The organism is Mesorhizobium sp. LHD-90 (assembly GCF_030929505.1).
GTDB lineage: Bacteria > Pseudomonadota > Alphaproteobacteria > Rhizobiales > Rhizobiaceae > Kumtagia.
In genome coordinates this window covers 1-24,613 of sequence record NZ_JAVFVV010000034.1, presented here as the reverse complement: position 1 = coordinate 24,613, position 24,613 = coordinate 1, and the positions used below count along the sequence as shown (strand labels likewise).

The window sequence follows — 24,613 nt, the reverse complement described above, 5'->3', positions numbered from 1 at the left end:
CTGAACAGGGCAACGGGACCGCACGCGCCACGTTCTGCGGACGCTGCGGTATCCGAAGCCCTTTTGATGTCCGGAGAAGACCGGCCCGGCGATTGATCACCGGGCCGTGCCGATCACTTCACTTCCGGAAACTGGCCGATCGAGTAGCCGCGCTTGGTGTCCTTCACCCAGGTGGCGATATTTTCGGAGGTGAAGAACGTGCCGGCAACGACGATAGGCTTGTGCTCTCCGGTCGGGTTCGACATCGCCTCATCCATGGCGCGCGCAACGGCGAAGCCTGTCGCGGACGCGTCCGGATCCCAGGTTCCGGTCAGGCGGCCTTCGCGCACGGCGGCAATCGCGTCGGCATCGCCGTTGATGCCGAAGACCATCACGCCGTCGGTATTCGAGCCCGAATAGACCGACTTGCCGGCTGCAATCACCGAAGCGGAGATGCCAAGCGCGCTAGAGTCGTTGTAGGCCCAGAACGCCTGCACGTCGGGGAAGCGGATCAGCTCGTCCGACGCGAGCGTCGCGGCGTTGGCGGTTGAGTCCTTGGTGTTGTCCACCCGGTCGATCACTTCGAGGCCCGCAGCCTTCGCGGCCTCGGTGAAGCATTTCGCGTTCATCATGATCGACGCGACTGGCGGACCGCCAAAGACGATCACCTTCGCGTTCGGGACTTTCTCGGCGATCCACTTCGCCTGCCGCTCATACGGTCCGCCGGGGTTGCAGGTGTTGACCTCCCACCAGACAGTGTTGGTGACACCCTGGCCGACCGAGTTCACGCCGATGACCGGCACGCCCTGCTCATTGGCTCGCTGGTAGGCACCGGCAACGGCATTGGCATCGAGGGACCAGGAGCCAATGGCTTTTGCGCCCAGATTGAGAAGCGTGTCGACATGCGAAACCTGCTTGTCGGCGGAGAGGTTCGCGTCGAGGACGCGATACTGCCACCCCTTCTCCTTGGACGCCGCCTCGATCGCGCCGTTTATCAATTGCTGCCCCGGCTGGGCGGCAATCGGCGAAATGTATCCGATGAGTGCTTCTTCCGCTTGGGCACTGCAGGCCACCGCGTACAGCGCGACAAGCGCACCAAATCCGGTTTTTAACTTGATCATCACGTTCCCCTTGATCCGACTTGACTGTCTTTTTCTTGCGGCCCTGATAGCCGAATTGCAGAGCGATTGCCGGCTATCAGAACTGAAAAACCCATTCCCATCCAATAGATTTGGAGGGACTGTCCGATGCCGAAACGGCATTGAACGATAGCGTCTCGCAAGAGCGCCGGCTCAACCGACTTTGGCTTGCTTGCGCCGCCGCATGAACTGCCGCAGGCCACCCAGCCACACCGCCAGGATGAGGATCAGGCCGCTGACCATCCCTTGCCAGAAGGACGACACGCCGCTCAACGTGAGGCCGTTCTGGATCACCCCGAGGAAGAGAACGCCAATCATGGTGCCGAACACGCCACCCTCGCCACCGGTGTAGGCCGTACCGCCGATCAGGACCGCGGCCAGCACGGTCAGCAGCAGGGTCGGGTCGATGTCGGCGGATGCCGATGTCAGACGCCCGACCTGGATCACGCTGCCGAGCCCCGCCATCAGGCCGGCAATGATGAAGACGATCAGCATCATGCGCTTGACGTCGATGCCGTTGAGGCGCGCGGCTTCTGTGTTCGCGCCGATGGCGAAGAGCGCGCGGCCGAATGCGGTGTAGCGGAGCACACCGCCGGCGATGAGCAGCAACGCCAGGTCGAAAATGAGCATCACCGGAACCGGCCCGATATTGCCATTCACGAAGGCCCCGATCGGCGCGAAGCCTGGCGACGAAAAGACGCTGATGCTGGCGCCGTCATTGGCGATCAGGGCAAAGCTCTGGAACATGGAGAGCGAGCCGAGCGTCACCACGAAGAACGATATCTTGAAGTAGCTTATCAGAGTCCCGTTGATCGCTCCCAGGAAGGCGCCGAATGCGACTGCCGCGGGGATCGCCGCGTAGGCCGGCGCACCCGCCACAAGCAGCAAGCCTAGCACCATGGCGCACGCCGCCGTGGCGCTGGCCACTGAAAGATCAATCGCGCCGGCGATGACGACGAACGTCGCCCCCACCGCCAGGACGAAGACCACGCTGTTCGACTTGACGATATTCATGAGGTTCGGCCAGGTCAGGAAGACCGGCTGCGTGACGGCGACGATTGTTCCGACGATCAGCAGGCTGAGAAGCGCGCCCGTGTACCGGTTCTGCAGAATCTGCTGGAGAATTGGCGAGGCTTCGCGGCTGTGCTGCGCAACGACGGCTTCTTTCAGATTGACGGCTGTCATTGGCGATCCTCCGAACGATTGACGACACGCTGCTTATTACGGGCCCCTGCCACGGCGACATGCGCGATCGCCTCCTCCGTTGCCTCGTCGCGGCCGAACTCCGCCTCGAGCCGGCCCTCGAAGAAGACGGCGATCCGATCGCAGACGCCGAGCAGCTCGGGCAGTTCCGACGAGATCACGATGACGGCCGCGCCGCCTTCGGCGGCATCCTGCAGCATCCGGTAGATCTCGCTCTTGGCGCCGATGTCGATCCCGCGGGTGGGCTCGCTGAGCACCAGCACGCTTGGTTGCCGCATGAAGGTTCGCCCCAGCACCACCTTTTGCTGGTTGCCTCCCGAAAGGGTCGCAATGGACACACCCGCGGACGCGGTCGCAACGCGATACCTCTTGATCGCGCCCTGCACGTCCAAGCGTTCCCTGCGCGTGTCGAGGACACCCGCCCTCGAGAGCCGGTCGATCCAGGCGAGCGAGAAATTCTCCATCACGCTGCGCACCAGAAGCAGAGCCGACGACTTGCGGTCGTCAGGAACGAGGCCGATTCCGGCCTCGATGGAGCTGCGTGGATCGCCGAGGCGCACGGGGCGGCCCTCGACCTCGACCTCGCCGACGCACTCAATGGCGCCGCCCAGCGCCAGGCCGAATTCCGACTTTCCCGATCCGACCAGCCCGGCGATCCCGACGATCTCGCCGCGCCTCACGTCGAGCGAGGTCGGGCGAAGCGCTCCTGCGGGCGTGTGCAGATCGCGGATGCGGATCACCTGGTTTCCAGCCTGGATGGAACGCTTCCCATAGAAATCGCTGATCTCGCGGCCGACCATCAACCGCACGAGCTGGCTTTCCGTAGTCGACGGCAAGGGAACCGTCGCCACCAGGTTGCCATCCCGCAGGACCGTGGCGACAGAAGCCACCTCGTAGATCTCCGGCATCCTGTGGGTGATCATCAGGATCGCCATCCCCGCGTCGCGCTCCTGCCGCACGCGCTCGAGCAACCTTGCGGTAGCGGCCTCCGACAAGGAACTGGTCGCTTCGTCGAGGATCAGCAGGCGGGCATTCGCCGAAAGCGCACGCGCGATCTCGACCTCCTGCCTGAGCTCGACGCTGAGGTCACCTACCCGGGCGTGCGGTGAGACATGGATGTCGAGCCGTTCCAGCGCGCTCGCTGCATCTGCTTCCAGCCGCGACCAGTCGACGATGCCCAGCCGCGTGCGCGGAAGGCGCCCGAGAAAGATGTTCTCGGCGACCGTCAGCGTTGGAGCGAGCGTCAGCTCCTGGCTGATCATGACGATGCCCATGCCGAGCGCTGCCGAGGGGCTGTCGAAGGTGCATTCCTTGCCGTCGACGAAGATACGGCCCTCGTCAGGCTTCATCATGCCCGCGATGATGCGCGACAGCGTCGACTTCCCCGAGCCATTCTCGCCGGTCAGTGCATGAACCTCGCCGGACCTTATCGTGAGGCTGACGTCGTTCAGGGCGCGCACCCCAGGGAAGTTCTTGAAGATGCCCTCGACCCGGACGAGACTGGGCGATCCCCGATCGGACGGACGTGCCTCGGCCTGGCTCTCCCTGGCGACCGTCTCGCTCATGCCGCCCTCCGAATCATGTCCGCCGCCTTCTCGCCGATCATGATCGTCGCTGCATTGGTGTTGCCGGAGACGAGCGTCGGCATGATCGAGGCGTCGGCGACCCTGAGCCCATCCACGCCATGGACCTTAAGCTCGGGGTCCACGACCGCCATGGCGTCGGTCCCCATCTTGCATGTTCCCACCTGATGAGAGACACAACCTCCGTTCTGCGTGAGATAGCGCTCGATTTCAGCATCGGTTGCCGTGTCCGGGCCCGGCAGGTGTTCCTCGATGATAAAGTCGGCCAGCGGCTTGCTCCTTGCCATGCGGCGGGCAAGCTTCAGCCCCTCGACGGCGATGCGGCGGTCGCGCTCGTCGGAAAAGTAATTGGGCAGCAGTTTCGGCATATCATCGGCCCTTGCCGACCGCAGCCTGATCTCGCCACGGCTCTGCGGCCGCACCGGGCAAAGGAAGTTCGCGAAGCCCGAGAACTTGAAAAGCCCGTCCTCGTAATAGCCGCCGCTGAAGGTCTGAAACAGGAACTGCAGGTCGGGCGAGGCGGATTCGGGCAGGACCTTAGCGAAGAGGCCCGCCTGGCCGGCCGGCACCGATAGCGGTCCGCTTCGGGTCAGCAGCCAGCGCAGGCCCGCCTTCATCTGACGGAAACGGCTCATCATCACGTCGTTCATGGTGATAGGTCGGTTGCATTTCCAGGTTATCTGGCCGCCATAGTGGTCCTGCAGGTTCTGACCGACGCCCGGCAGGTGATGCACCGCCTCCAGCCCGTGTTCCGCAAGCTGGCCGGTATCGCCCACGCCTGAAAGCATCAGAAGCTGCGGCGACTTCACCGAGCCCGCGGCAAGAATGATCTCGCGCCCGGCCGTGGCACGAAGCGACGCGCCCTCCTTGCGGAACTGGACTGCCGTGGCCCGCTTTCCTTCGAACAGGATGCGCTCGGCGTGCGCCTCCGTCACGACAGTCAGGTTCTTGCGAGACATTGCCCGCTTGAGATAGGCGGTCGCCGCCGACGCTCGCCTTCCCCTCTTCACCGTCGCCTGGAAATAGCCAGCGCCCTCCTGCGCCGCGCCGTTGAAGTCGTCATTGCGAGGGATGCCCTGGGCTCCGGCCGCATCGATGAAGGCGTCGCAGAGCGGGTTGCGCTCGGTAAGGTTGGTGACGGAAAGCGGACCGCCCTTCCCGTGATAACGGTCGGCGCCGTTCTCCTGGTCTTCGGCCCGGCGGAAATAGGGAAGCACGTCGTCATACGACCAGCCGGAATTGCCGAGCTGCCGCCAGTGTTCGTAGTCCTCGGCCTGGCCGCGCATATAGATCAGGCCATTGATCGACGAGGAGCCGCCCAGCACCTTGCCGCGCGGCCAATAGATGCGGCGGCCGTCGAGCGCCGGGTTGGGTTCGGTCTCGAACTTCCAGTTCACGCGCGGGTCGGTGATCGTCTTGCCGTAGCCGACGGGGATGTGAATCCAGAAGCTCGAATCCTTGCCGCCCGCCTCCAGGAGCAGCACGCTGCTCTTGCCGTCTTCGCTGAGGCGCGCAGCGAGCACGCAGCCTGCCGAGCCCGCTCCCACGATGATGTAGTCAAACGTATGCCCGTCGAGCACGGAGCATTTCTCCCATTCATCCAAGCCGCATTCCGGAACCCGGACCGCGCCGTTGCCCTGCCTTCCCCAGCAGCAGAGCCTGTTCACTGCCACGCCGTAGCGTTACGCTGTTCGTTCAGGCCGCCATGCTCCGACCGCGGATCATGTCGGCCGCCTTTTCGGCGATCATGATCGTCGGCGCGTTGGTGTTTCCCGAGATAAGCGTAGGCATGATCGACGCGTCAACGACCCGCAGCCCCTCCATGCCGTGCACTTTCAGCGAATTGTCCACCACCGCCATCGGGTCGCTGCCCATCTTGCAGGTCCCGACCTGATGCGCGATCGAGAGACCAGTCTCCCGGGCATAGGCCAGCAGCTCGTCATCGCTGCTGACCGCCGGTCCCGGCGCGTATTCCTCGACGATGTGCGCCGCGATCGCGGGTTTTTCGGCCACGCGCCGGGACAGCTTCATGGCCTCGACCAGCACCCGGCGATCGGCCTCGGCCGCAAGGTAGTTGGGCTGCATCAGCGGCGCATCCTTGGGACTGGCCGAGCGTAAACTGAGCTTGCCCCGGCTTTCGGGTCGCACCGGGCAGACCACGTTGGCGAAGCCTGAGAATTTGTGCAGCCCCGCATCGTATTCGTCATGGCTGAACGTCTGGAAAAGGAACTGGATATCCGGCGTCTCGACATGCGGTCCGGACTTGGCGAACGCGCCGACCTGCGCGGCGGAAATGGTAAGGGGCCCGGTCCTGAACAGCAGATATTGCAGGCCGACACGCAGTTGCTGCAGGGGACTGCGCATGATGTCGTTGACGGTGAGCGGCAGCCTGCTCTTGTAGGTGATGATCGCGCCGTAATGGTCCTGCAGGTTTTCGCCCACGCCTGGCAGGTTGTGAACCGGCGATATGCCGAGCTCGCTGAGCTCAGCGGCCGGACCGACGCCCGACAGGAGCAGCAGTTGCGGCGAGTTGATCGACCCGCCGCTGACGATGACCTCGCGCCGCGCCTTGACGGTGATCCGCTTGCCGCCCTTTTCGAACACGACGCCGACGGCGCGGTGTCCCTCGAACAGGATGCGCTCGGCCATGGCCTGTGTGACGACACGCAGGTTCGGCCGCTTCATCGCCGGCTTCAGGTAGGCGACGGCCGCCGAGCATCTGCGGGCGTTTCGCGTAGTGATCTGGTAGAAGCCGATCCCCTCCTGCGACGCGCCGTTGAAATCATCGGTGCGTGGAATCCCTGCCTCGACCGCACTGTCGATGAAAGCCTCGCAGAGCGGGTTGCGCTCCTTGAGGTTGGAGACGCGCAGCGGACCGCCGCTGCCGTGATAGTCGTCGGCGCCGTTCTCCTGGTCCTCTGCCTTCCTGAAGTAAGGGAGGACGTCGTCGTAGGACCAGCCGGCATTGCCGAGTTGGCGCCATTGGTCGTAGTCGCGTGCCTGGCCGCGAATATAGAGCAACCCGTTGATCGACGAGGAACCGCCGAGCACCTTGCCGCGAGCCCAGTACATCGGCCGGCCGGCGATCTCGGCACCCTTCTCCGTTTCGTAGCGCCAGTTGAGGCGCGGATTGACGATCGTCTTTCCGTAGCCAATCGGGATGTGTATCCAGGGATTGCGGTCGGGACCTCCGGCTTCGAGAAGCGTCACCGACGTGCCGGCATCCTCGGAAAGGCGGCCGGCAAGCGTGCAGCCCGCCGAGCCCGCGCCAACGATCACGATATCTGTTTCGATCGTGTCGATTGCATCATCCATGAACAGGCGTCAGCCCTCTCGCCACGGAGAGGCATACGCATAAGGGAATCGGCAACCTCGCTCTCACTCGATATGTTCCCGTCGATAGTCACGGCCCGGTTTGCGGCTCGGCCGCGCAGGCTCTTCATCATTTCGATGCGTTAATGAAAGCTGAGTTCGGTCGGCAACTCCAATAAAGAATAACGGGCAAACTGATGCCGCTTCGGCATTGAACATGCCCTAGAGGAAGCCGTCTAGGTATGCGCCGCTTCTACCGGCCGGCGTGTTCTGGGGCGTCGGCCCACGCCGGGAGCTTCGCCACGAACAAGCTCCAGGAATCGCTCGAGCGCCGGCAAGCTGTGGCCCGTGCGATGCACCAGCGCGAGGTCGAGGCCGACATCCAAGCCGCGAACTGGTATCAGGGACAGGCCTTGCGGAATCCGCCACCTCTGGCACTCGTTGACCAGCGCCACGCCCAGGCCCGCGGTGACGAGCGCCAGCATCTCGGCTTCGTTCTCGGCCTCGTGCACGACGTTGACCACGACGCCCGCATTGAAGAGCCCGCGGTGAAGCTCGTCATGGTATGTCGGGCTCTGTCGCCTGTGAAACGAGATCAGCGGATGGCCCGCAAGTTCCTTGACGTCGATCCTTTGCCGCCTGGCCAGCGCCGAATCCGACTGCACCGCCAGCAGCACGGCATGGCGCGCGATTGGCAGCACCGTCAGCGCCGGCATATTGGCAGGCGGATTGTAGAGAAAGCCGGCGTCGATGCCGCCGTCCTGCACGGCTTCGATCTGGTCCAGCGTGGTCATCGAGCGCAGCACGAGCTGAACTCCAGGGCTTGAGCGCCTGAACTCCATGATCATCTCCGGGATTGTGCCGCTCCATGCAGCAACCTCGATGAAGCCGAGCTTAAGCATGCCGGCCTCGCCGCGGCCGACAGCCTGCGTCTCGCTGACGGCATGGCCGAGATCCAGCATGATCTTTCTGCCGTAATCAAGGAAGGTTCGCCCCGCGGCCGACAGCTTGATGCCGCGCGGCAGCCGATCGAACAGGTTCACGCCCAGCTCGGCCTCGAGCATCTGGATTTGGCGGCTGAGGGCAGGCTGCGCAATATGGATGCGGTCGGAAGCGCGGCCGAAATGTTCGTCCTCGGCGACCGCGATGAAATATCGAATTTGTCTGAGATCCATGGCGATCCATAGCAATTTGCGATCCAAATCGGCAAGCGATTGTATTGGACCGCCCAGCGTCCGCCCATCTACCCCAAGCGGGAATTGAAGCGCCGCGCCCGTTACAGATCAACGGCCTGCGGAAGCCGGATTTCCGGCGATGCAGCCTGGCGCGAAGCAGGACATTCGATGCGATCTCCTTTCCTCGCCTTCGAAGAAAAAGCAAAGGCAAAGCCCGATGCGGCGTTTCTGAAGGCTCCGGAAAGCGCTGCGTTGCCATACGCTCCGCAAGGCTTCCACATTTCCTACGGAGAGGCGTTCGATACCATTCAGGCTCTGCGAACTCGGTTCGGCAACGTAGGTTTCGGCGCTGGCTGCCGTGTCGCTCTCCTCCTGGAGAACCGGCCCGAGTTCTTCGTCCATTGGCTCGCGCTGAATGCACTCGGCGTATCCATCGTGCCGATAAATCCGGATCTGCGCCCCGCGGAGCTGGAGTACCAACTCGGCCTGGCCGAAGTCGAGCTGTTGGTCACCCACAGCAAGACCGCCGCGGTCCTCTCGGATTTTTCCAACCCCGCGGTGCGCGTGATCATACCCGGCGAAGACATCCAGCCGCCGACGGTTGCCGCACGACGCCAGCACGGGGAGCCGGGCGACGAATGCGCGCTGCTGTTCACGTCCGGCAGCACCGGCAAGCCGAAGGGTTGCATGCTTTCCAACGCATACTTCATGACCCTTGCCGACTGGTACGTGACGCAGGGCGGCATCGCCTGGATCGACGAGGACTGCGAGGTGGCGCTGACGCCGCTGCCGATGTTCCACATGAACGCGCTCGGCTGCACCGCCCTTGGCATGATCGTCAAAGGCGGCGCGATTGTGCCGCTCGACCGCTTCCATCCCAAGCGCTGGTGGCAGTCGGTAAAGGACTCCGGCGCGACCATTGTCCATTTCCTCGGCGTCATTCCTGCAATCCTGCTGCAGTTGCCCAAGTCGCCGGCCGAAATCGAGCACCGGGTCAAGTTCTCGCTCGGCCCCGGCGTCGGCGCCCGCCACAAGATCGAGTTCGAGGAGCGCTACGGCTTTCCGATCGTCGAAGCCTGGGCGATGACCGAGACCGGCGGCCGGGCGACGACCACCACCGCGCGCGATGAGTATACGCCGGGCCAGCGTTGCATCGGCCGGCCCCGCGCGGGCATGGAGTACCGGATCGTTGACGATGCCGGCGTTCCGGTGACGCAGGGAGTGCCGGGCGAACTCCTCGTGCGCGCCGCCGGACCCGACCCTCGCGACGGCTTCTTCAGCGGCTATCTCAAGGAGGAACAGGCGACCGAGGAGGCGTGGGCCGGCGGCTGGTTTCACACCGGCGACCTCGTTTTCGAGGACGAGCACGGCCTGCTCTATTTCTTCGACCGTAAGAAGAGCATCGTCCGCCGCAGCGGCGAGAACATCGCGGTTCTCGAGGTCGAGACGGCACTGGCCGGCAGTGATGCGCTGAAGGCTGTGGCGGTGACGCCCGTGCCGGACGAAATCCGCGGCGAGGAAGTGTTCGCCTTCTTCGTCAAGGCGGACGGTGCCGGGACCGACCCGCGAGCCATGGCAGAGCAGATCGTCCGGGATGGCGCCGCGCAGCTCTCCTACCATAAGCTGCCGGGCTATGCCGCCTTTGTCGACGAGCTGCCGTTGGGTTCGACCCAGAAGCTCCAGCGGGGCGAGATCAAGGCGATGGCAGCAAACCTTGTCCAGCAGGGACAGGCGATGGACCTCAGGGAGTTCAAGGCCGCAATGCGCAAGACCACTAGACATAGCTGACGATCATCAGGATGTGCGCTGATGGACGCAAATAGGGTGCTGAAAGGGAAACGACAGTCATACGACGGCATCGTCGCGGCTGTGCCGGTCACCGTGCCCTACCAGCGCTACTCGATCGAAAGCGGCCATTGGTGGATTGGCCGGGCGCTCAAGGCGCTGGCCGAAGGCGCCGGACTCAGCCACAGGGATTTCGACGGCTTCGCGGTTGCGAGCTTTTCCATAGCGCCCGATACTGCGATCGGCCTTACCCAGCATTTCGGCCTGTCCCCGCGCTGGCTCGATTACATTCCGATGGGCGGCGTCTCCGGCGTCCTGTCGCTCCGGCGCGCCGCACGCGCCGTCCAGGCCGGCGACGCCGACATCGTCGCCTGCGTTGCCGGCGATACCAACCATGTCGATACTTTCCGCAGGACGCTGTCGAACTTTTCGCGCTTCTCGCAGGACGCCGTCTATCCCTATGGAGCGGGCGGACCCAACGCCAGCTTCGCGCTGATAGCCCGCAGATACATGAAGCAGTTCGGCGCCCGACGGGAGGACTTCGGTAAATTGTGCGTGGCTCAGCGCGACAATGCGCTGCGCAACCCGAACGCGTTGATGAAGAAGCCCCTTACCCTCGAGCAGTATTTGTCTGCGCGTCCGATCGCCGACCCCATCCATCTGTTCGATTGCGTGATGCCCTGTGCCGGCGCAGAGGCTTTTCTCGTCATGAGGGACGAGACGGCAAAATCGCTCGGTCTGCCGTCCGCGCGTATTCTCTCCACGATCGAACGGCACCATGCGTTCCCGGACGACGAGATACAGCTTCGCGGCGGTTGGGCTGTGGACGTCGATGAACTCTACCACATAGCCGGCATCTCGCCGAACGACGTCGATGTGGTGCAGACTTACGACGACTACCCTGTCATCTCGATGATGCAGTTCGAGGATCTGGGTTTCTGCAAGAAAGGCGAAGGACCCGACTTCGTCCGCAATCACACCTTCACCATAGACGGCGACTTCCCGCACAACACCTCGGGCGGGCAGCTCTCGGTCGGGCAGGCCGGCGCGGCCGGCGGCCACCTCGGCATCGTCGAATGCATGCGCCAGGTTATGAAGCTCGCCGGGCCGACCCAGGTGGAAGGCGCTCGCATCGGGCTTGCGTCGGGCTTCGGCATGATCAACTACGACCGCGGCCTCTCCTCCGGTGCGGTCATCTTCGCAGGGGGGGGCGGATGAGCGAACCGCTTCCAGGGCCCAAGCGCAAGAATCCGCTGGCACGTACGCAGCAGCCGCTGTTGCCGCCCGCCATCCGCAGCCGGGCCGCACATGGGCTGACGCTCGCGGCCGCCGAGGGCCGGTTTGCAATCCAGCGGTGTGCGGCATGCAACAGCTTTGCCTATCCGCCACGCGACGCCTGCCCGCATTGCCTGTCAGACAGGCTGCCCTTCGTGGAGGCACCGTCCAGCGGTGTCCTGGCCGCCCTCACCACCATCCAGGTCTCAGGCGACAGCTATTTCCGCGAGCGGATGCCCTGGCGGACCGGCATCGTCACGATGGACTGCGGGCCACAGGTGATCGCTCACGTCCATGGCGACTGCATCGAGGGCGAGCCGGTACGGCTCTCCTTGCAGTTGGACCGCAGCGGCCACGCGGTCATGTTCGCAAATCCGGTTTCGAGGACGCCTGACATGCAAGACGACCTGCAGTGGCGGGAGATGGCCGCCGACCCCCGTGACAGACGCATCCTGATTTCCGACGGCCGCAATCCGGTCGGCCAGGCATTGGCCCGCTCCCTGGTCCGCGCCGGTGCGCGCACGGTTTTCGTCGGTGTAGCCGATCGCTGGAAGCCGTTCCCCGCCGAGCAGTCGCTGCGCGAACTGGCCGGGGTCGAAATCGTTCCCCTGGAAATGACCGACGAGCGGTCGGTGGCCGATCTCGCAGCCGATATCGGCGCCAAGGTCGATATCCTGGTCAACACTGCGGACCACATCCGTCCGGGACACATTTTCGACGGCGCGACCACGCTCCACATGGCGGATGCCATGAACGCGACGTTGTTCGGCACGATGCGCCTTGCCCGCGCCTTCGCGCCGGTCATGATCGCGCGCGGCGCCGACGGCCATCACGGCGCGGCGGCCTGGGTGAACATCCTGTCGGTCTACGCGCTGGCCAACCTGCCAGCGATGGGAAGCCTGTCGGTGTCGCACGCCGCCTGTCTGTCGCTTTCCCACTGGCTGCGGACCGAACTCGCGCAGGGCGGTGTCAAGCTCCTGAACGCCTTTGCCGGCCCCCTCGATACCGAGTGGTTTCAGGCCCTGCCGCCGCCGAAGCTGGCTCCCGCTGTGCTTGCCGATGCCGTGGTCGATGGCCTGCGGCGTGGCATCGAGGAGGTCTATGTCGGCGATGTTGCGAATGACATCACAGCCCGGCTGGCGGCCAACCCGAAGGCGCTGGAGAGGGAGATCGGCCAATGACCGCACCGGGCAACCAGACGTCCGCAGGCCTGCTCGCCGCGCTCGCGGCCTCCATCGCCGACGCTGGCGTGAAGGTGATCGACCTGACGCACACCTTGTCGCCGGATTTTCCCACCATCGTCATGCCGCCGGAACTCGGCCAGTCCGCGCCGTTCCGGATGGAGCAGATCTCCCGCTATGACGGCAACGGCCCGGCCTGGTACTGGAACAACATCTCCTTCGGCGAACACACCGGCACGCATTTCGACGCGCCGATACACTGGTTCACCGGCAAGGACCTGCCGCTCAACACCGTAGACACCCTGCCGGCCGCCGACATGATCGCGCCGGCCTGCGTCATCGACTGCTCGCGCCAGGCGGCGGAGGACCCGGATTTCCTGCTCACCCGCTCCGCCGCGCTCGACTGGGAGGCCAGGCATGGGCGCATCCCCGCCCGTAACTGGGTGCTGCTGCGCACCGACTGGTCGAAGAAGACTGGACGCGACTATGCCAACCTCACAGACGACGGGGCGCACACGCCGGGCCCCGACGCAGAGGTCATGCGCTGGCTGGTCGAGGAACGCGGCATCATCGGCCTCGGCACTGAGACGATCGGCACCGACGCCGGACAGGCCGGGCATTTCAGCCCGCCCTACCCTGCGCACCATTATCTCCACGGTGCGGGTCGTTACGGGCTCCAGTGCCTCGCCAATCTCGACCTGCTGCCGCCGGTCGGCGCCCTCATCGTCGCCGCTCCGCTGAAAATCAAGCATGGTTCCGGCAGCCCGCTGCGCGTGCTGGCTCTGGTTGGCGGTTGAGCGAGGGGGCGAGCAATCTGGTAACGTTCGGGAGGACGCAAGACATGAGCGCCTATAGCAACGATTTCAGCCTGCTTGGCCAAGCCAGCCGGGCATTCCTGGCCGAGCAACATCTGCTGCGCATCGGCGGCAAGTCTGTAAGCTCAACCGGCGACCAAACCGTGCCGCTGATCGATCCAAGTTCGGGTCAGGAAGTGTCACGCGTCCCGGAGGCGACCGCGGCGGATGTCGACGCCGCCGTGCTTGCGGCGCGCGCCGCGCTGGAAAGCGGACCATGGTCGCGCATGCGCCCCTATGAGCGCGCCCACGTCATGCTGAAGCTCGCGGATCTCATCGAGCAGAATGGTCGCGAGCTGGCCGAGCTCGAAACCGTCAACAGCGGCCGGCTCATTGGCGCCACCCGGCTCATCGATGTCGAGTTCTCCGCTCACGTGCTGCGCTACATGTCCGGATGGGCCACCAAGATCGAAGGGCGCACGGTTGACATTTCCGCGCCCTACATCCCTTCAGGCGAATTCTTCTCCTTCACCACCCGCGAGCCGATCGGCGTCGTCGCGGGCATCGTGCCGTGGAACGTTCCGCTTTGCCAGGCCGTGTGGAAGCTGGCGCCGGCTCTGACGGCGGGCTGCACGGTGGTGCTGAAGCCGGCCGAACCCACCCCGCTGACCGCGCTGCGGCTGGCGGACCTGGCGCTGGAGGCCGGGATACCGGCAGGCGTTGTCAACGTCGTCACCGGCTCGGGTGCCGGGACCGGCGCGCACCTCGTGCGTCACCCCGGTGTCGACAAGATCTCTTTCACCGGCTCGACCGCCACCGGCAAGCTGATCGCAGCGAGCGCAGCGGTGGCGTTCAAGAAGTACAATCTCGAGCTCGGCGGCAAGTCGCCGGTTGTCGTCATGCAGGATGCCGATCTCGATCAGGCGATCCCTGCGGCAGCCTGGGCGATTTTCGCCAACCACGGCCAGAACTGCTGCGCCGGCTCGCGCCTCTATGTGCATGAAAGCATATTCGACAAAGTGCTCGAAGGCGTCGCCGAAATCGCCCGGTCGATCCGGCTCGGGTCCGGGCTCGACCCCGAGACCCAGATGGGACCGCTGGTCAGCAAGGCGCAGCAGCAACGTGTTCTGGACTACATCGACGCCGGACGTCGTGAGGGCGCGACAGTGCTCACCGGCGGCGAAGCCCTCGACCATCCGGGCAGCTATGTCCGCCCCACGGTCCTGGTCGACACAAAGCAGACGATGCGCGTCGTACAGGAGGAGATCTTCGGGCCGGTGCTCGTTGCGGCAAGGTTCGCCGATGAAGCCGAGGCGCTCTCGCTCGCCAACGACTCCCAATACGGCCTCGGCGCCAGCATCTGGACCCGCGACGTCAGCCGCGTGCACCGCTTCATCAAGGGGTTCAAGGCCGGAAACGTCTGGGTCAACGTATACAATGTGCTCGACGCAGCGCTGCCTTTCGGCGGCACCAAGAACTCGGGCGTAGGCCACGATCTCGGGGAGCAGTCGGTGCTCGACCACACCCGGCTCAAGGCCGCGGTGATCAGCCTCTAGGAGCGCCAGGATGCCGAATGCCCCGAGCTTCGCTGCGGGTGAAACGGGAGAGCTGGCAAGCGCGCTGCCTGCACGTTTTCCCGCGGACAGGCGATGCATCGCGCAAATCCTGGACGAGCAGGCCGAAGCCTTTGCGGATCGCCCGCTTTTCGCCTTCGAGGACTCGACCTGGACCTATACCGATATGCGCGACAAGGCTGCCCGCGCGGGCGCCCTGCTCGCCACGGCGGGGATCGGCCATGGTGACCGCGTTGCGATTTTCTGCTCCAACCGCCCGGAGTTTCTCGAGCTGTTTCTCGGCTGCGGGTGGATCGGCGCGATCCTGGTGCCGATCAACACCGCTTCGCGCGGTCCCCAACTACGCCATGTGCTCGGCAATTGCGGCGCCAGGCTGCTCATCGTCGAAGCTGAATTGTCGGGAGCCTTCGACGGTCTCGACGCCGAACTGGCCCCTGTCGAGACGATATGGATCATCGGCGACACGCACAGCGCCGTTGTCGGCGCAAGGCCCGCTGAGACGATGCCAGCCTATCCGTCGTCCGGCGCAGCCCCGGCGGGCAAGCCAGCAGACACGTTGACGATCCTCTACACCTCGGGGACGACCGGCCCTGCAAAGGGCGTGTGCTGCCCGCAGGCGCAGTTTTTCTGGTGGGGCGTCAACACGGCGCGCGGCCTTGGCATCTCCGAGGGCGACGTGCTGTTCACCACCCTGCCGCTGTTCCATACCAACGCGCTCAACTGCTTCTGGCAGGCACTGCTGACCGGCTCGACCTATGTGCTGGAGCGCAAGTTCTCCGCCTCCTCGTTCTGGAAATCGGCCGCACGCCACAAGGCAACTGTAGGATACCTTCTCGGCGCGATGGCGGCCATCCTGCTCACCCGCCCTGCGGAATCCGCCGACCGCTCGCACTCGATCCGGGTTGCGCTTGGCGGCGGCGTTCCCGGCCGCTTTCATCAACCGTTCCTCGAGCGGTTCGGCGTACCGCTCCTCGACGCCTACGGCTCGACCGAGACGAACTTCGTCTTTGGCGGAGATATCCCTTCGAAGCATCCCGGCACCATGGGTTACCTGCTCGACGGCTTCCAGGCGCGGATCGTCGACGAGAACGATGTGGAGGTCGCGTACGGCCAGCCCGGAGAGCTGATCCTGAGGGCCGACGAGCCCTTCGCCTTCGCGACGGGATATTTCGGCATGCCGGAAAAGACCGTTGAGTCCTGGCGCAATCTCTGGTTCCACACCGGCGACCGCGTAGCGCGCGATCCAGCCGGCAACTTCCGGTTCGTCGATCGTATGAAGGATGCGATCCGCCGCCGTGGCGAGAACATTTCCTCGTGGGAAGTCGAGCAGGTTCTGCTGACGCATCCGTCCGTGTCGTCCTGCGCCGTCTACGGCGTGCCGTCCGAACTCGGCGAAGACGAAGTGATGGCCTCGATCATTCCGGCCTCCGGCCATACGATCGAACCCGCCGCATTGCTTGATTTCTGCCGGTCCCGCCTCGCCTATTTCGCCGTGCCGCGCTATCTCGATTTCGTCGATACGCTGCCTCTGACCGAAAACGGCAAGATCCAGAAGGTTCGCCTGCGGGAGAGAGGCACCACAAAAACGACATGGGATCGCGAAAGGTTCGGATATGAATTGAAGCGCTGACCGCTTCGCGCAGGCTCAAGACGTACGTGTCATCAACCGACATTGTCGGAGACCGGCTTTAGTGCAGGACACAAAGCGACAACCACAGCAGGCATCGAGGAAGCCGCGCAGGTGCTCCACCATACGCGCCTTCTTTTTCGAGCCGATCATCGGCGAGTTGTTGCGCCATCACGCGCCGATCGACAAGCTTCTGAGGAAGCAAGGGCTCTCGCGAGCCGATTTGAGATCGCCTTACGCCCGCCTGCCGCTACGGTCCTATATCGAACTGATGGAGGACGCAGCGGTAGCTACCTCCAACCCCTATTTCGGTCTTGAGCTTGGTTCGAGTTTTCGGTTGCAGATGCTGGGTCCGATCTGCGCGATCATCCTGAATGCAGGATCGCTGCGGGAGGTCCTCGGCATATTCGAGACCTTCCAGACCGCATGGCAGGCGAACACGAACCTGATCGTCACCCGCGAGGACGACACCACCGTATACTCCTATGGCGTCGGCGATCCGTCGCTGTGGCCACGCCGTCAGGACGCCGAATTCACGATTTCAGCCATCGTTTCCCTCATACGCCAGCTGACCACGCCGCGATGGACGCCGGTGCTGATCGAGTTCGAACATGAAATTGAGACACGCGAGCAGCGCCTCGCCGCTTTCTTCAAAGGTCCGGTTCGCGGCTCGGGCACGTTCAACGGGATAACCATAAACAACCGGGACCTGGATCGTCCCCTGCCCGGCGCCTCCGATGACGATCGCCACGGCGTCATCAGGACGGCGGAGCGGCATCTTATGGATTTGATGACGGGGGACAGCGATGAAACGGCTAGCGTCTCGGAAGCGGTCGCCACCTGCATCTCGCGCCGCCTCGGTGGTTCGGCGCTCGATATCGACGTCATCGCCAAGGAGTTGAACCTCTCGGCGCGCAGTCTGCGCAGGAAGCTGGAGCTTGAAGGAACCTCCTTCCGCGAGATGCTGCAAAGCCAGAGGAAACAGAAAGCCGAAAAGCTTCTCCTGTCGCGGACGATGCAGGTTTCCGAACTGGCCAGCCGCCTCGGCTATTCGGACATAGCCGTTTTTTCCCGCGCCTTCAAAACTTGGACCGGCCTCTCGCCGAAGCAGTTCGCCAAGCGCGCTCCGTCAAAACGCTGACGGGTCGTGGTGACCTCTTTCCCGTCATCAGACTTGCTCAGCTTAGGCTGGCCGTTTTTGCAAAAATTTTGGCCTACCCTGCACTGACTGTCCATGCACCTGCGTGCCAGATTTTCGGCAAGGAATATCAGGACCTTGTCATGGATAAAATTCACTGCAAATCGGCCAAAACCGCTGAGGTTCGTCATCCTCTCGACCCGCTGACCATTGAGGAGATTGACGGGGCCTGCAGGATCCTTCGCGAGAGCAAGGACATCGGCACCCTGCCGCGCTTTCCCTTCGTTGAACTGAATGAGCCACCCAAGTCCGAAGTGGACGCGTATGTCGACGGGCAAGATTTCTCGCGCACGGCGTTCATCCTCACCCTCGACATAGCGACGGGACGCGCGGCCGAGGCTCTGGTCGATCTGCGCACCAACAACCTAGCGTCGTGGAAGGAGCTCAAGACGGATCACGAGAACGGTCACCCGCCGATCATCGTCGAGGATTTCTTCCGTGCTGCGGAAATCGTCAAGGCCGACCTGCAATGGCGGAACGCCATGGTCAAGCGTGGACTCACCGACAGCGAGATCGATCTCATCCAGGTCGATCCCATCTCGCCCGGTTATTTCGAATTCGAACCCTACAAGGGCCGTCGCATCCTGCGTGCCGTGTCCTATTACCGGGCATTCGAAAAGGACAACGCCTATGCCCACCCGATCGAAGGCGTCGTTGCCGTCGTGGACCTCATCGAGGGCAAGGTGATCTCTTTCTTCGACGACGGCCGCATGGTTCCGATCCCGCGCAAGCAATACAACTACGACAGCGAGACGCTGAGTCCCGCGCGCACCGATCTGAAGCCGCTCGAGATCGTGCAGCCGGAAGGCCCGAGCTTCACCGTCGATGGCTGGAAGGTGACGTGGCAGGACTGGGAATTTCGCGTCGGTTTCACACCACGCGAGGGTCTGGTTCTCAGCCAGCTCGGGTTCCGCGACAACGGCCGCCTTCGCTCGATCATCTATCGAGCAAGCATCACCGAGATGGCCGTTCCCTATGCGGACCCGACACCTCAGCATTTCGGCAAATGCGCCTTCGACGCAGGTGAATTCGGTCTCGGCAAGCTTGCCAACCAGCTCGAACTGGGCTGCGACTGCCTCGGCCACATCCACTATTTCGACGTGCCCGCCTCGGACGATCTCGGCAACGCCTTCGTGATGAAGAACGCAATCTGCATGCATGAGGAAGACTACGGCATTCTGTGGAAGCATAACGAGTTCAGGAGCAATCTGAGCGAAACCCGCCGGTCGCGCCGGCTGGTCGTCAGCTTCTTCGCGACCGTCGGCAATTACGACTACGGCTTCTACTGGTACCTCTACCAGGAGGGCACCATCCAGTTCGAGGCCAAGCTGACCGGCATCGTCCAGACCGCCGCACTGATGCCGGACGAGCGCTACGAATGGGGCGGGATGATCACCCCCTCAATGGGTGGCCCGTCGCACCAGCACTTCTTCAATGCCCGGCTGCATATGGCAATCGACGGCACCGGCAACAGCGTCACGGAGCACGAATACAGGCGGGTGCCGATCGGCCCCGACAACCCACACGGCAATGTGTTCAAGGTGTCGAGCGAACTGCTGGAGAACGAGGCCAACGCCACCCGGGAGGCCGATGGAGCGACCGGCCGATTCTGGAAGGTCGTGAACCCCAACGTGAAGAATGAAGTTGGCAACGCACCCGGCTACAAGGTCGTCGTTATGCCGGCGCCCACTCTACTCGCCGACCCGGGAAGCTCGGTCTACAAGCGCGCCGGCTTCGCCAGCAAGCACATCTGGGTGACCCCCTATGCCCCCGATGAGCGCTTCGCCAGCGGCGACTATCCCAACGAGCATGCTGGCGAGTGCGGACTGCCGGTCTATGTGCGGCAGAACCGCAGCATCGACAACAAGGACATCGTGCTGTGGCACAGCTTCGGCCATACCCATGTCTGCAAGCCGGAGGATTTCCCGGTGATGCCTGTCGAATATGCAGGGTTCACGCTTAAGCCGAACAATTTCTTCGCTGTCAGCCCAGCCATGAAGATCCCCGCCGCCAAACCACATGGCGCCGGTTCGGAAGGGCTGCCCAAATGCTGCTAGGCGCATCCTTGGCCTTCAAATGTTTGATCTTGAACTGACGATCTCTTTCCGCGGCTTGATACCGATTCGGCATGAAACGCGACAGGCGATGATATTGGAACTGGAGGCTATTCCGGGCGTCAATCTCAGATGATTTTGCAGCCCGCCCGCAGATGCCGTGGCGCGAAGACGAACGGAGTTGAGACATGCTGAAAACGATCGAACGCAATGGTGGCGCACCTGTCCGCATTCCCGAGGGAAGCCTGCTGATCGACGGTGACTGGCGCTCGCCGTCTTCCGGCGAATTTATCGATGTTTTCGACCCGGCGACCGAAGAACCCATAGCCAAAATCGCTGCCGGTTCGTCGGCCGACATCGATCTCGCGGTCCAAGCGGCTCAGCGTACATTCGAAAGCAGCGCGTGGCAAAAGATGCGGCCGCTCGATCGGGGGCGCCTCTTGGAAAAGCTGGCGCTCCTGATCGAACGTGACGCCGAAGAATTGGCCCGGCTCGAAACGCTGGACAGCGGCAAACCCTATTACGTCACGCGCAATGTCGATCTCGAATTCACCGTCGACGCGCTGCGCTACTACGGTGGCTGGAGTTCGAAGATGGCCGGCGAATATCTGACGCTTTCGCCCTTCGTTGATGATGGCGGCACGTACCGTGCATACACCGAGCGTCGGCCAGTCGGCGTTGTCGGCGGCATAACGCCGTGGAACTTCCCTCTGGGCCAAGCGATCCAGAAGATCGCGCCGGCGATCGCTTTCGGCTGCACGATCGTGCTGAAGCCATCCGAGGAAGCCTCCCTCACGTCGCTGCGCCTGGGCGAACTTATCCTTGAAGCTGGCATCCCCGACGGCGCGATCAACATCGTGACCGGATACGGAGCGACGGCCGGCCAGGCGCTTGTCGATCACCCGCTGGTGCGCAAGATCGCGTTCACAGGTTCGACCGCCACGGGTCAGCGCATCCTGGCTTCCGCCGCCAGCCAGATGAAGCGTGTAACGTTGGAACTGGGTGGCAAGTCGCCGACCATCGTGCTTGCGGACGCCAACCTCGACAAAGCCATTGCCGGGGCGGCCAATGCGATTTTCCCCAACTCAGGACAAGTCTGCACGGCCGGATCGCGTCTGTTCGTCGAAGCCTCGATCTTCGACGCAGTCACGATGGGCGTCGCGGCTATCGCCGACGAGCTGAGGCTCGGCAACGGCTTTGACACGCAAACACAGCTCGGTCCATTGATTTCGAAACGCCAACTCGAGCGCGTCTCCGGTCTTGTCGCGAGCGGCATCGACGAAGGCGCGGAGCCTCTATCGGGAGCCAGCCAGGAAAACCGACCCGGGTACTTCTACAGGCCGACGATCCTGAAGAACGGCCGCGCCGACATGCGCATTGCCCGCGAAGAGGTGTTCGGACCGGTCGTGCTCGCAATGCCCATCGACGACCTCCGCCAGGTCAAGGCTCTTGCTAACGACACCATCTACGGTCTCGGGGCAAGCATCTGGACGCGCGACCTGAATAAGGCGCACCTGCTGGCTGCGCAGATCGATGCCGGAACGGTTTGGCTCAACACCCACAATATCCTCGACACCGCAGTTCCCTTTGGCGGCAACAAACTCTCCGGGCTTGGACGCGAGTTCGGGTCCGAAGCGATCAACGCCTACACGGAGACCAGAGCGACCTGCATGCGTCTGGAGGCGCCTGAACTGGATTGATTCTTATTCGGGTGCAGGGCTGGCGCAGCAAGCCGGCCTTCATCCGATCAGGGAAGCCGGCGACACGCCGCGCAACGAACACGGAAGTATCGAACCAACGGAAAGGGACCGGATCGCGCGGGAGGGCTTGGCAGCGCCTCTCAACTCCCGAAAATGTCGCGCCTCCGATGTATCGAAGACGGTGCGGCAGAAGCAGACCTCAACGCACTGTTCGCAAGGAGTGCCGCCGGAAGGAACAGAAGTATCGATGGGGGTCGATGCGGCGGGCTCGCGTCTTAATAGTAGAAAAAGGGGACAACGACAATGACATCTACATCAACGACCTTGGACGACGGATCACCAGTCCGCGTTGCGGAAGACGAACAACTTGAACGCGGCGTGCTAGGCACGTCCGACATCGTATTCATGGTGCTGGCGGTCGCGGCTCCGCTTGCGGTGGTCGTCGCTCTCATGCCGATCGCGTTGGCGTTCGGCAATGGCGCCGGCGTACCCGGGGCCTGGCTCCTGGGCGGCATCGCGATGCTGTTGTTCGCGGCCGGCTATGTGCGGCTGATCCCTTACGTGAAGAACGCCGGCGCGTTCTACGCCTACATCTCGGCAAGCTTCGGGAAGGTGGTGGGTTTGCCGTCCGCTTATGTCGCTACGGTCTCCTACCTATCGCTTTTGATGTCGACATTGGCCGCGCTCGCCTTCTTCGCGGGTGACCTATTCGCGCTGGTGACGGGTGTTCAGACACCTTGGCAACTGTGGGCAGCAATCGCGATCGCGGCGGTTGCGGTGCTCGCTTACCACCGCGTAACGCTCGTTGCGAAAGTTCTGGCCGTGGCGCTCGTGGCGGAGCTTTTCATGGTCATGCTCCTGAACATCGCCATCGTCATCCAGAAGGGGCTGCCGGCTTTCAATCTGGGCGATTTCTCGCCTTCCACCGTGTTTGCGCCCGGCCTGGGCATAGCCCTGATCTATGCGTTCAACAGCATGATGGGCGTCGAGGGGACCGCGATCTACCAGGAGGAGGCAAGGAACCGGAAAGTCACGATTCCGCGCGCCACCTACATCGCGGTCATACTCGCTTCGACGCTCTATGCCTTTACCGCATGGTGCCTCTCGACGTCGATCGGCAGCTTCGACGTCGCCAAGGTAGCCGCCGCCGATCCGGGGCACTTCGTGACGGCAAGGGCGAACGACTACCTCGGGGCATGGAGCGCGCATGCGTTCAGTGTACTGGTCGTGACGAGCGCCTTCGCTGCTGTGCTTGGCCTTTTCAACAACACCGCCCGCTATGTGTATGCCCTAGCACGTGACGGCGTGCTGCCTCATCGTTTTGCAAAGACGCACCCAGTCTACAAGTCGCCGCATGTGGCGGCCGTCTTCCTGACGATAGTCGTGGTGATCATCACGGCCATCACGGCGTTTGCGGGCTTCGATCCGCTTCTTACCATCTCGCCGATGTTCATCGGTGTGGGCTCCGTAGGTCTGATGCTGCTTATGGCGATAACGGCCCTCGGTATCCCGATCTTCTTCGCCCGCCGTGGGGAGTACGGGCTTGCCACGACTTTGGCGCCGACGATCGGCGGTTTGACGATCGTCGCGGCGACGTGGTTGGCGGTGACCAATTTCACAGCCCTCACTGGTGTCGATTCACCGATGGTGAACTCGCTTCCCTGGATATTGGCCGTAGTGGCCGTGATCGGGATCGCCCAGGCGATTTGGATGCGCGCAAATCGTCCGCAGGCCTATGAAAGTATCGGGGCATCGAGGGTCGAAGGCCCGATCGAATAGCAGGGAACCGATTTAGCCCAGCGGCGACAAATGTCGCCGCCGTTCCTTCTTCTAGCGCTCGTGGACAAAGGGTATCCATAGTTTGACTGCTGCGAGGGCGACGAAGCCGAGGTAGGATTCCTTGGTTTTGTCGTAGCGAGTTGCGATGCGCCGCCAGTTCTTGAGCTTGTTGAAGAGCCGCTCGATCTGGTTCCGCCATTTGTATTTGGCTTTGTCGTGTGGGATCGGATCGCGCCTGTTGCTTTTTGAGGGGATGACTGCCTCGACGTTGGCGCTAGCGATCTTCTCGCGAATGGCATCGGCATCGTAGCCCTTGTCGGCGAGGAATGCCTCGATCCGGTCGGAAATCATCCGAAACAATGGCGCGAAGCCCTGGGTGTCATGCGTTTGCCCGGGCGTCAGGACGAAGCCGAGCGGGCGACCTTTCGCATCACAGCGGGCATGGAGTTTGGTGGTGAAGCCGCCGCGCGATCGGCCAAGCGCCTCGGCCTCCTGAGTCCCCTTTTTATGCCGACTGCACAATGATGTGCCCGGACAATCGTGCTGTCGATCATGTCGGCGCTTCGATCCCGCTCGACCATCTCTGCCAGCGTTTCGAGCATCGCCTCAAACACGCCGGTTTCGACCCAGCGTCGATATCGGCGGAAGACGCTGTTCCACTTGCCGTATTCATCAGGCAGGTGTCGCCATTGTGCGCCGGTGCGCGCCATCCACATCATGCCTTCGAAATATCGTCGATTGTCCTGAGCAGGGCGGCATCCGCGCCCTCGTTCAGCAGGAAGAAGCGGACCGATCAGCACCCATTCCTCGTCCGTCAAACCAATCCGTTCGCCCAAGGCTGCCTCCAAATGAAAGCCTTGAATCAAAACCGGATTCCGCAGTCAACCTTTGTCCACGAGCGCTAGAAAACGGACGGACCGTGCCTTGAACCTCGCGCACTATGAACAAATCGCATATGTGGACGGCCCCCTGCTTGCAAGACTGTCGTGCAGCGTTGTGGTCGGATCGCTTGCGCTCATATGTCCGGCCTTTGTGTGCGGTCGCTTTTGACCGCTGGCCAAGATGGGTTGCGCGGACAGCGAGTTCCAAACAAGAGAGCGACCGGTGCTGTCACGCTGTTTTTGGGTTAACGGATTGGAGGTAATGGCCCCGGCATGTCTGACGCTGTCGCCCGTTACAAAAACCACCGCTTTCCAACCGAGATCATTGCCCGCGCGGTCTGGCTCTACTACCGGTTCCCGTTGAGCCTGCGCCA

Annotated in this window: 16 protein-coding genes and 2 pseudogenes; 11 read left to right on the top strand and 7 right to left on the bottom strand. The window is 63.1% G+C overall.

What is annotated here, in order from left to right:
* Window positions 1-113 precede the first annotated feature (113 nt).
* The 6 genes from RB623_RS28800 to RB623_RS28775 all read right to left on the bottom strand — a co-directional run bounded on the left by RB623_RS28800 (window position 114) and on the right by RB623_RS28775 (window position 8,391).
* On the bottom strand, window positions 114-1,100 hold the full coding sequence (locus RB623_RS28800) for a sugar ABC transporter substrate-binding protein (RefSeq protein WP_308060578.1): 987 nt from the start codon (window positions 1,098-1,100) through the stop codon (window positions 114-116).
* Between the two features lie 171 nt (window positions 1,101-1,271).
* A complete protein-coding gene (locus tag RB623_RS28795) occupies window positions 1,272-2,303 on the bottom strand; it encodes an ABC transporter permease (protein WP_308060571.1) in 1,032 nt (343 codons plus the stop codon).
* Window positions 2,300-3,886, bottom strand: coding sequence for a sugar ABC transporter ATP-binding protein (locus RB623_RS28790; protein ID WP_308060570.1), 1,587 nt, complete (start codon window positions 3,884-3,886; stop codon window positions 2,300-2,302). The genes RB623_RS28795 and RB623_RS28790 overlap by 4 nt, the downstream gene beginning before the upstream one ends.
* Window positions 3,883-5,508 carry a choline dehydrogenase gene (locus RB623_RS28785; RefSeq protein ID WP_308060569.1) on the bottom strand — a complete coding sequence of 542 codons (1,626 nt, stop codon included), beginning with the start codon at window positions 5,506-5,508 and terminating at the stop codon, window positions 3,883-3,885. Before RB623_RS28785 ends, RB623_RS28790 begins: the two co-directional genes overlap by 4 nt.
* A 91-nt stretch (window positions 5,509-5,599) precedes the next feature.
* The gene (locus tag RB623_RS28780) at window positions 5,600-7,219 is read right to left on the bottom strand and encodes a choline dehydrogenase (RefSeq protein ID WP_308060568.1); all 1,620 of its coding nucleotides are present in this window, start codon (window positions 7,217-7,219) and stop codon (window positions 5,600-5,602) included.
* A 233-nt stretch (window positions 7,220-7,452) separates the two neighbouring features.
* The gene (locus RB623_RS28775) at window positions 7,453-8,391 is read right to left on the bottom strand and encodes a LysR substrate-binding domain-containing protein (protein WP_308060567.1); all 939 of its coding nucleotides are present in this window, start codon (window positions 8,389-8,391) and stop codon (window positions 7,453-7,455) included.
* A gap of 84 nt (window positions 8,392-8,475) precedes the next feature.
* On the opposite strand from RB623_RS28775, the gene RB623_RS28770 reads away from it, so the two are divergent.
* The 10 genes from RB623_RS28770 (at window position 8,476) to RB623_RS28725 (ending at window position 23,358) form a co-directional block, all read left to right on the top strand.
* Complete coding sequence (locus RB623_RS28770; RefSeq protein ID WP_308060566.1) at window positions 8,476-10,179, top strand: AMP-binding protein; 1,704 nt, start codon at window positions 8,476-8,478, stop codon at window positions 10,177-10,179.
* A gap of 21 nt (window positions 10,180-10,200) precedes the next feature.
* A complete protein-coding gene (locus RB623_RS28765; RefSeq protein WP_308060565.1) occupies window positions 10,201-11,394 on the top strand; it encodes a thiolase family protein in 1,194 nt (397 codons plus the stop codon).
* On the top strand, window positions 11,391-12,632 hold the full coding sequence (locus tag RB623_RS28760; RefSeq protein ID WP_308060564.1) for an SDR family oxidoreductase: 1,242 nt from the start codon (window positions 11,391-11,393) through the stop codon (window positions 12,630-12,632). The genes RB623_RS28765 and RB623_RS28760 overlap by 4 nt, the downstream gene beginning before the upstream one ends.
* Window positions 12,629-13,429: a cyclase family protein gene (locus RB623_RS28755; protein ID WP_308060563.1), complete on the top strand. Its 801-nt coding sequence runs from the start codon at window positions 12,629-12,631 to the stop codon at window positions 13,427-13,429. The genes RB623_RS28760 and RB623_RS28755 overlap by 4 nt, the downstream gene beginning before the upstream one ends.
* Window positions 13,430-13,473: 44 nt before the next feature.
* Complete coding sequence (locus RB623_RS28750) at window positions 13,474-14,982, top strand: aldehyde dehydrogenase family protein (protein ID WP_308060562.1); 1,509 nt, start codon at window positions 13,474-13,476, stop codon at window positions 14,980-14,982.
* Between the two features lie 10 nt (window positions 14,983-14,992).
* On the top strand, window positions 14,993-16,630 hold the full coding sequence (locus RB623_RS28745) for an ATP-dependent acyl-CoA ligase (protein ID WP_308060561.1): 1,638 nt from the start codon (window positions 14,993-14,995) through the stop codon (window positions 16,628-16,630).
* A 61-nt stretch (window positions 16,631-16,691) separates the two neighbouring features.
* The gene (locus RB623_RS28740) at window positions 16,692-17,768 is read left to right on the top strand and encodes an AraC family transcriptional regulator (RefSeq protein WP_308060560.1); all 1,077 of its coding nucleotides are present in this window, start codon (window positions 16,692-16,694) and stop codon (window positions 17,766-17,768) included.
* Window positions 17,769-17,908: 140 nt separating this feature from the next.
* The gene (locus tag RB623_RS28735) at window positions 17,909-19,882 is read left to right on the top strand and encodes a primary-amine oxidase (RefSeq protein ID WP_308060559.1); all 1,974 of its coding nucleotides are present in this window, start codon (window positions 17,909-17,911) and stop codon (window positions 19,880-19,882) included.
* A gap of 185 nt (window positions 19,883-20,067) precedes the next feature.
* Window positions 20,068-21,579, top strand: coding sequence for an aldehyde dehydrogenase family protein (locus RB623_RS28730; RefSeq protein WP_308060558.1), 1,512 nt, complete (start codon window positions 20,068-20,070; stop codon window positions 21,577-21,579).
* Window positions 21,580-21,882: 303 nt separating this feature from the next.
* The gene (locus tag RB623_RS28725) at window positions 21,883-23,358 is read left to right on the top strand and encodes an APC family permease (RefSeq protein ID WP_308060557.1); all 1,476 of its coding nucleotides are present in this window, start codon (window positions 21,883-21,885) and stop codon (window positions 23,356-23,358) included.
* Window positions 23,359-23,409: 51 nt separating this feature from the next.
* Here the strand turns inward: RB623_RS28725 and RB623_RS28720 are convergent.
* Window positions 23,410-24,158, bottom strand: a pseudogene (locus RB623_RS28720) (IS5 family transposase).
* A 354-nt stretch (window positions 24,159-24,512) separates the two neighbouring features.
* Here RB623_RS28720 and RB623_RS28715 point away from each other — a divergent pair.
* Window positions 24,513-24,613, top strand: a pseudogene (locus tag RB623_RS28715) (IS6 family transposase); the annotation flags it as partial.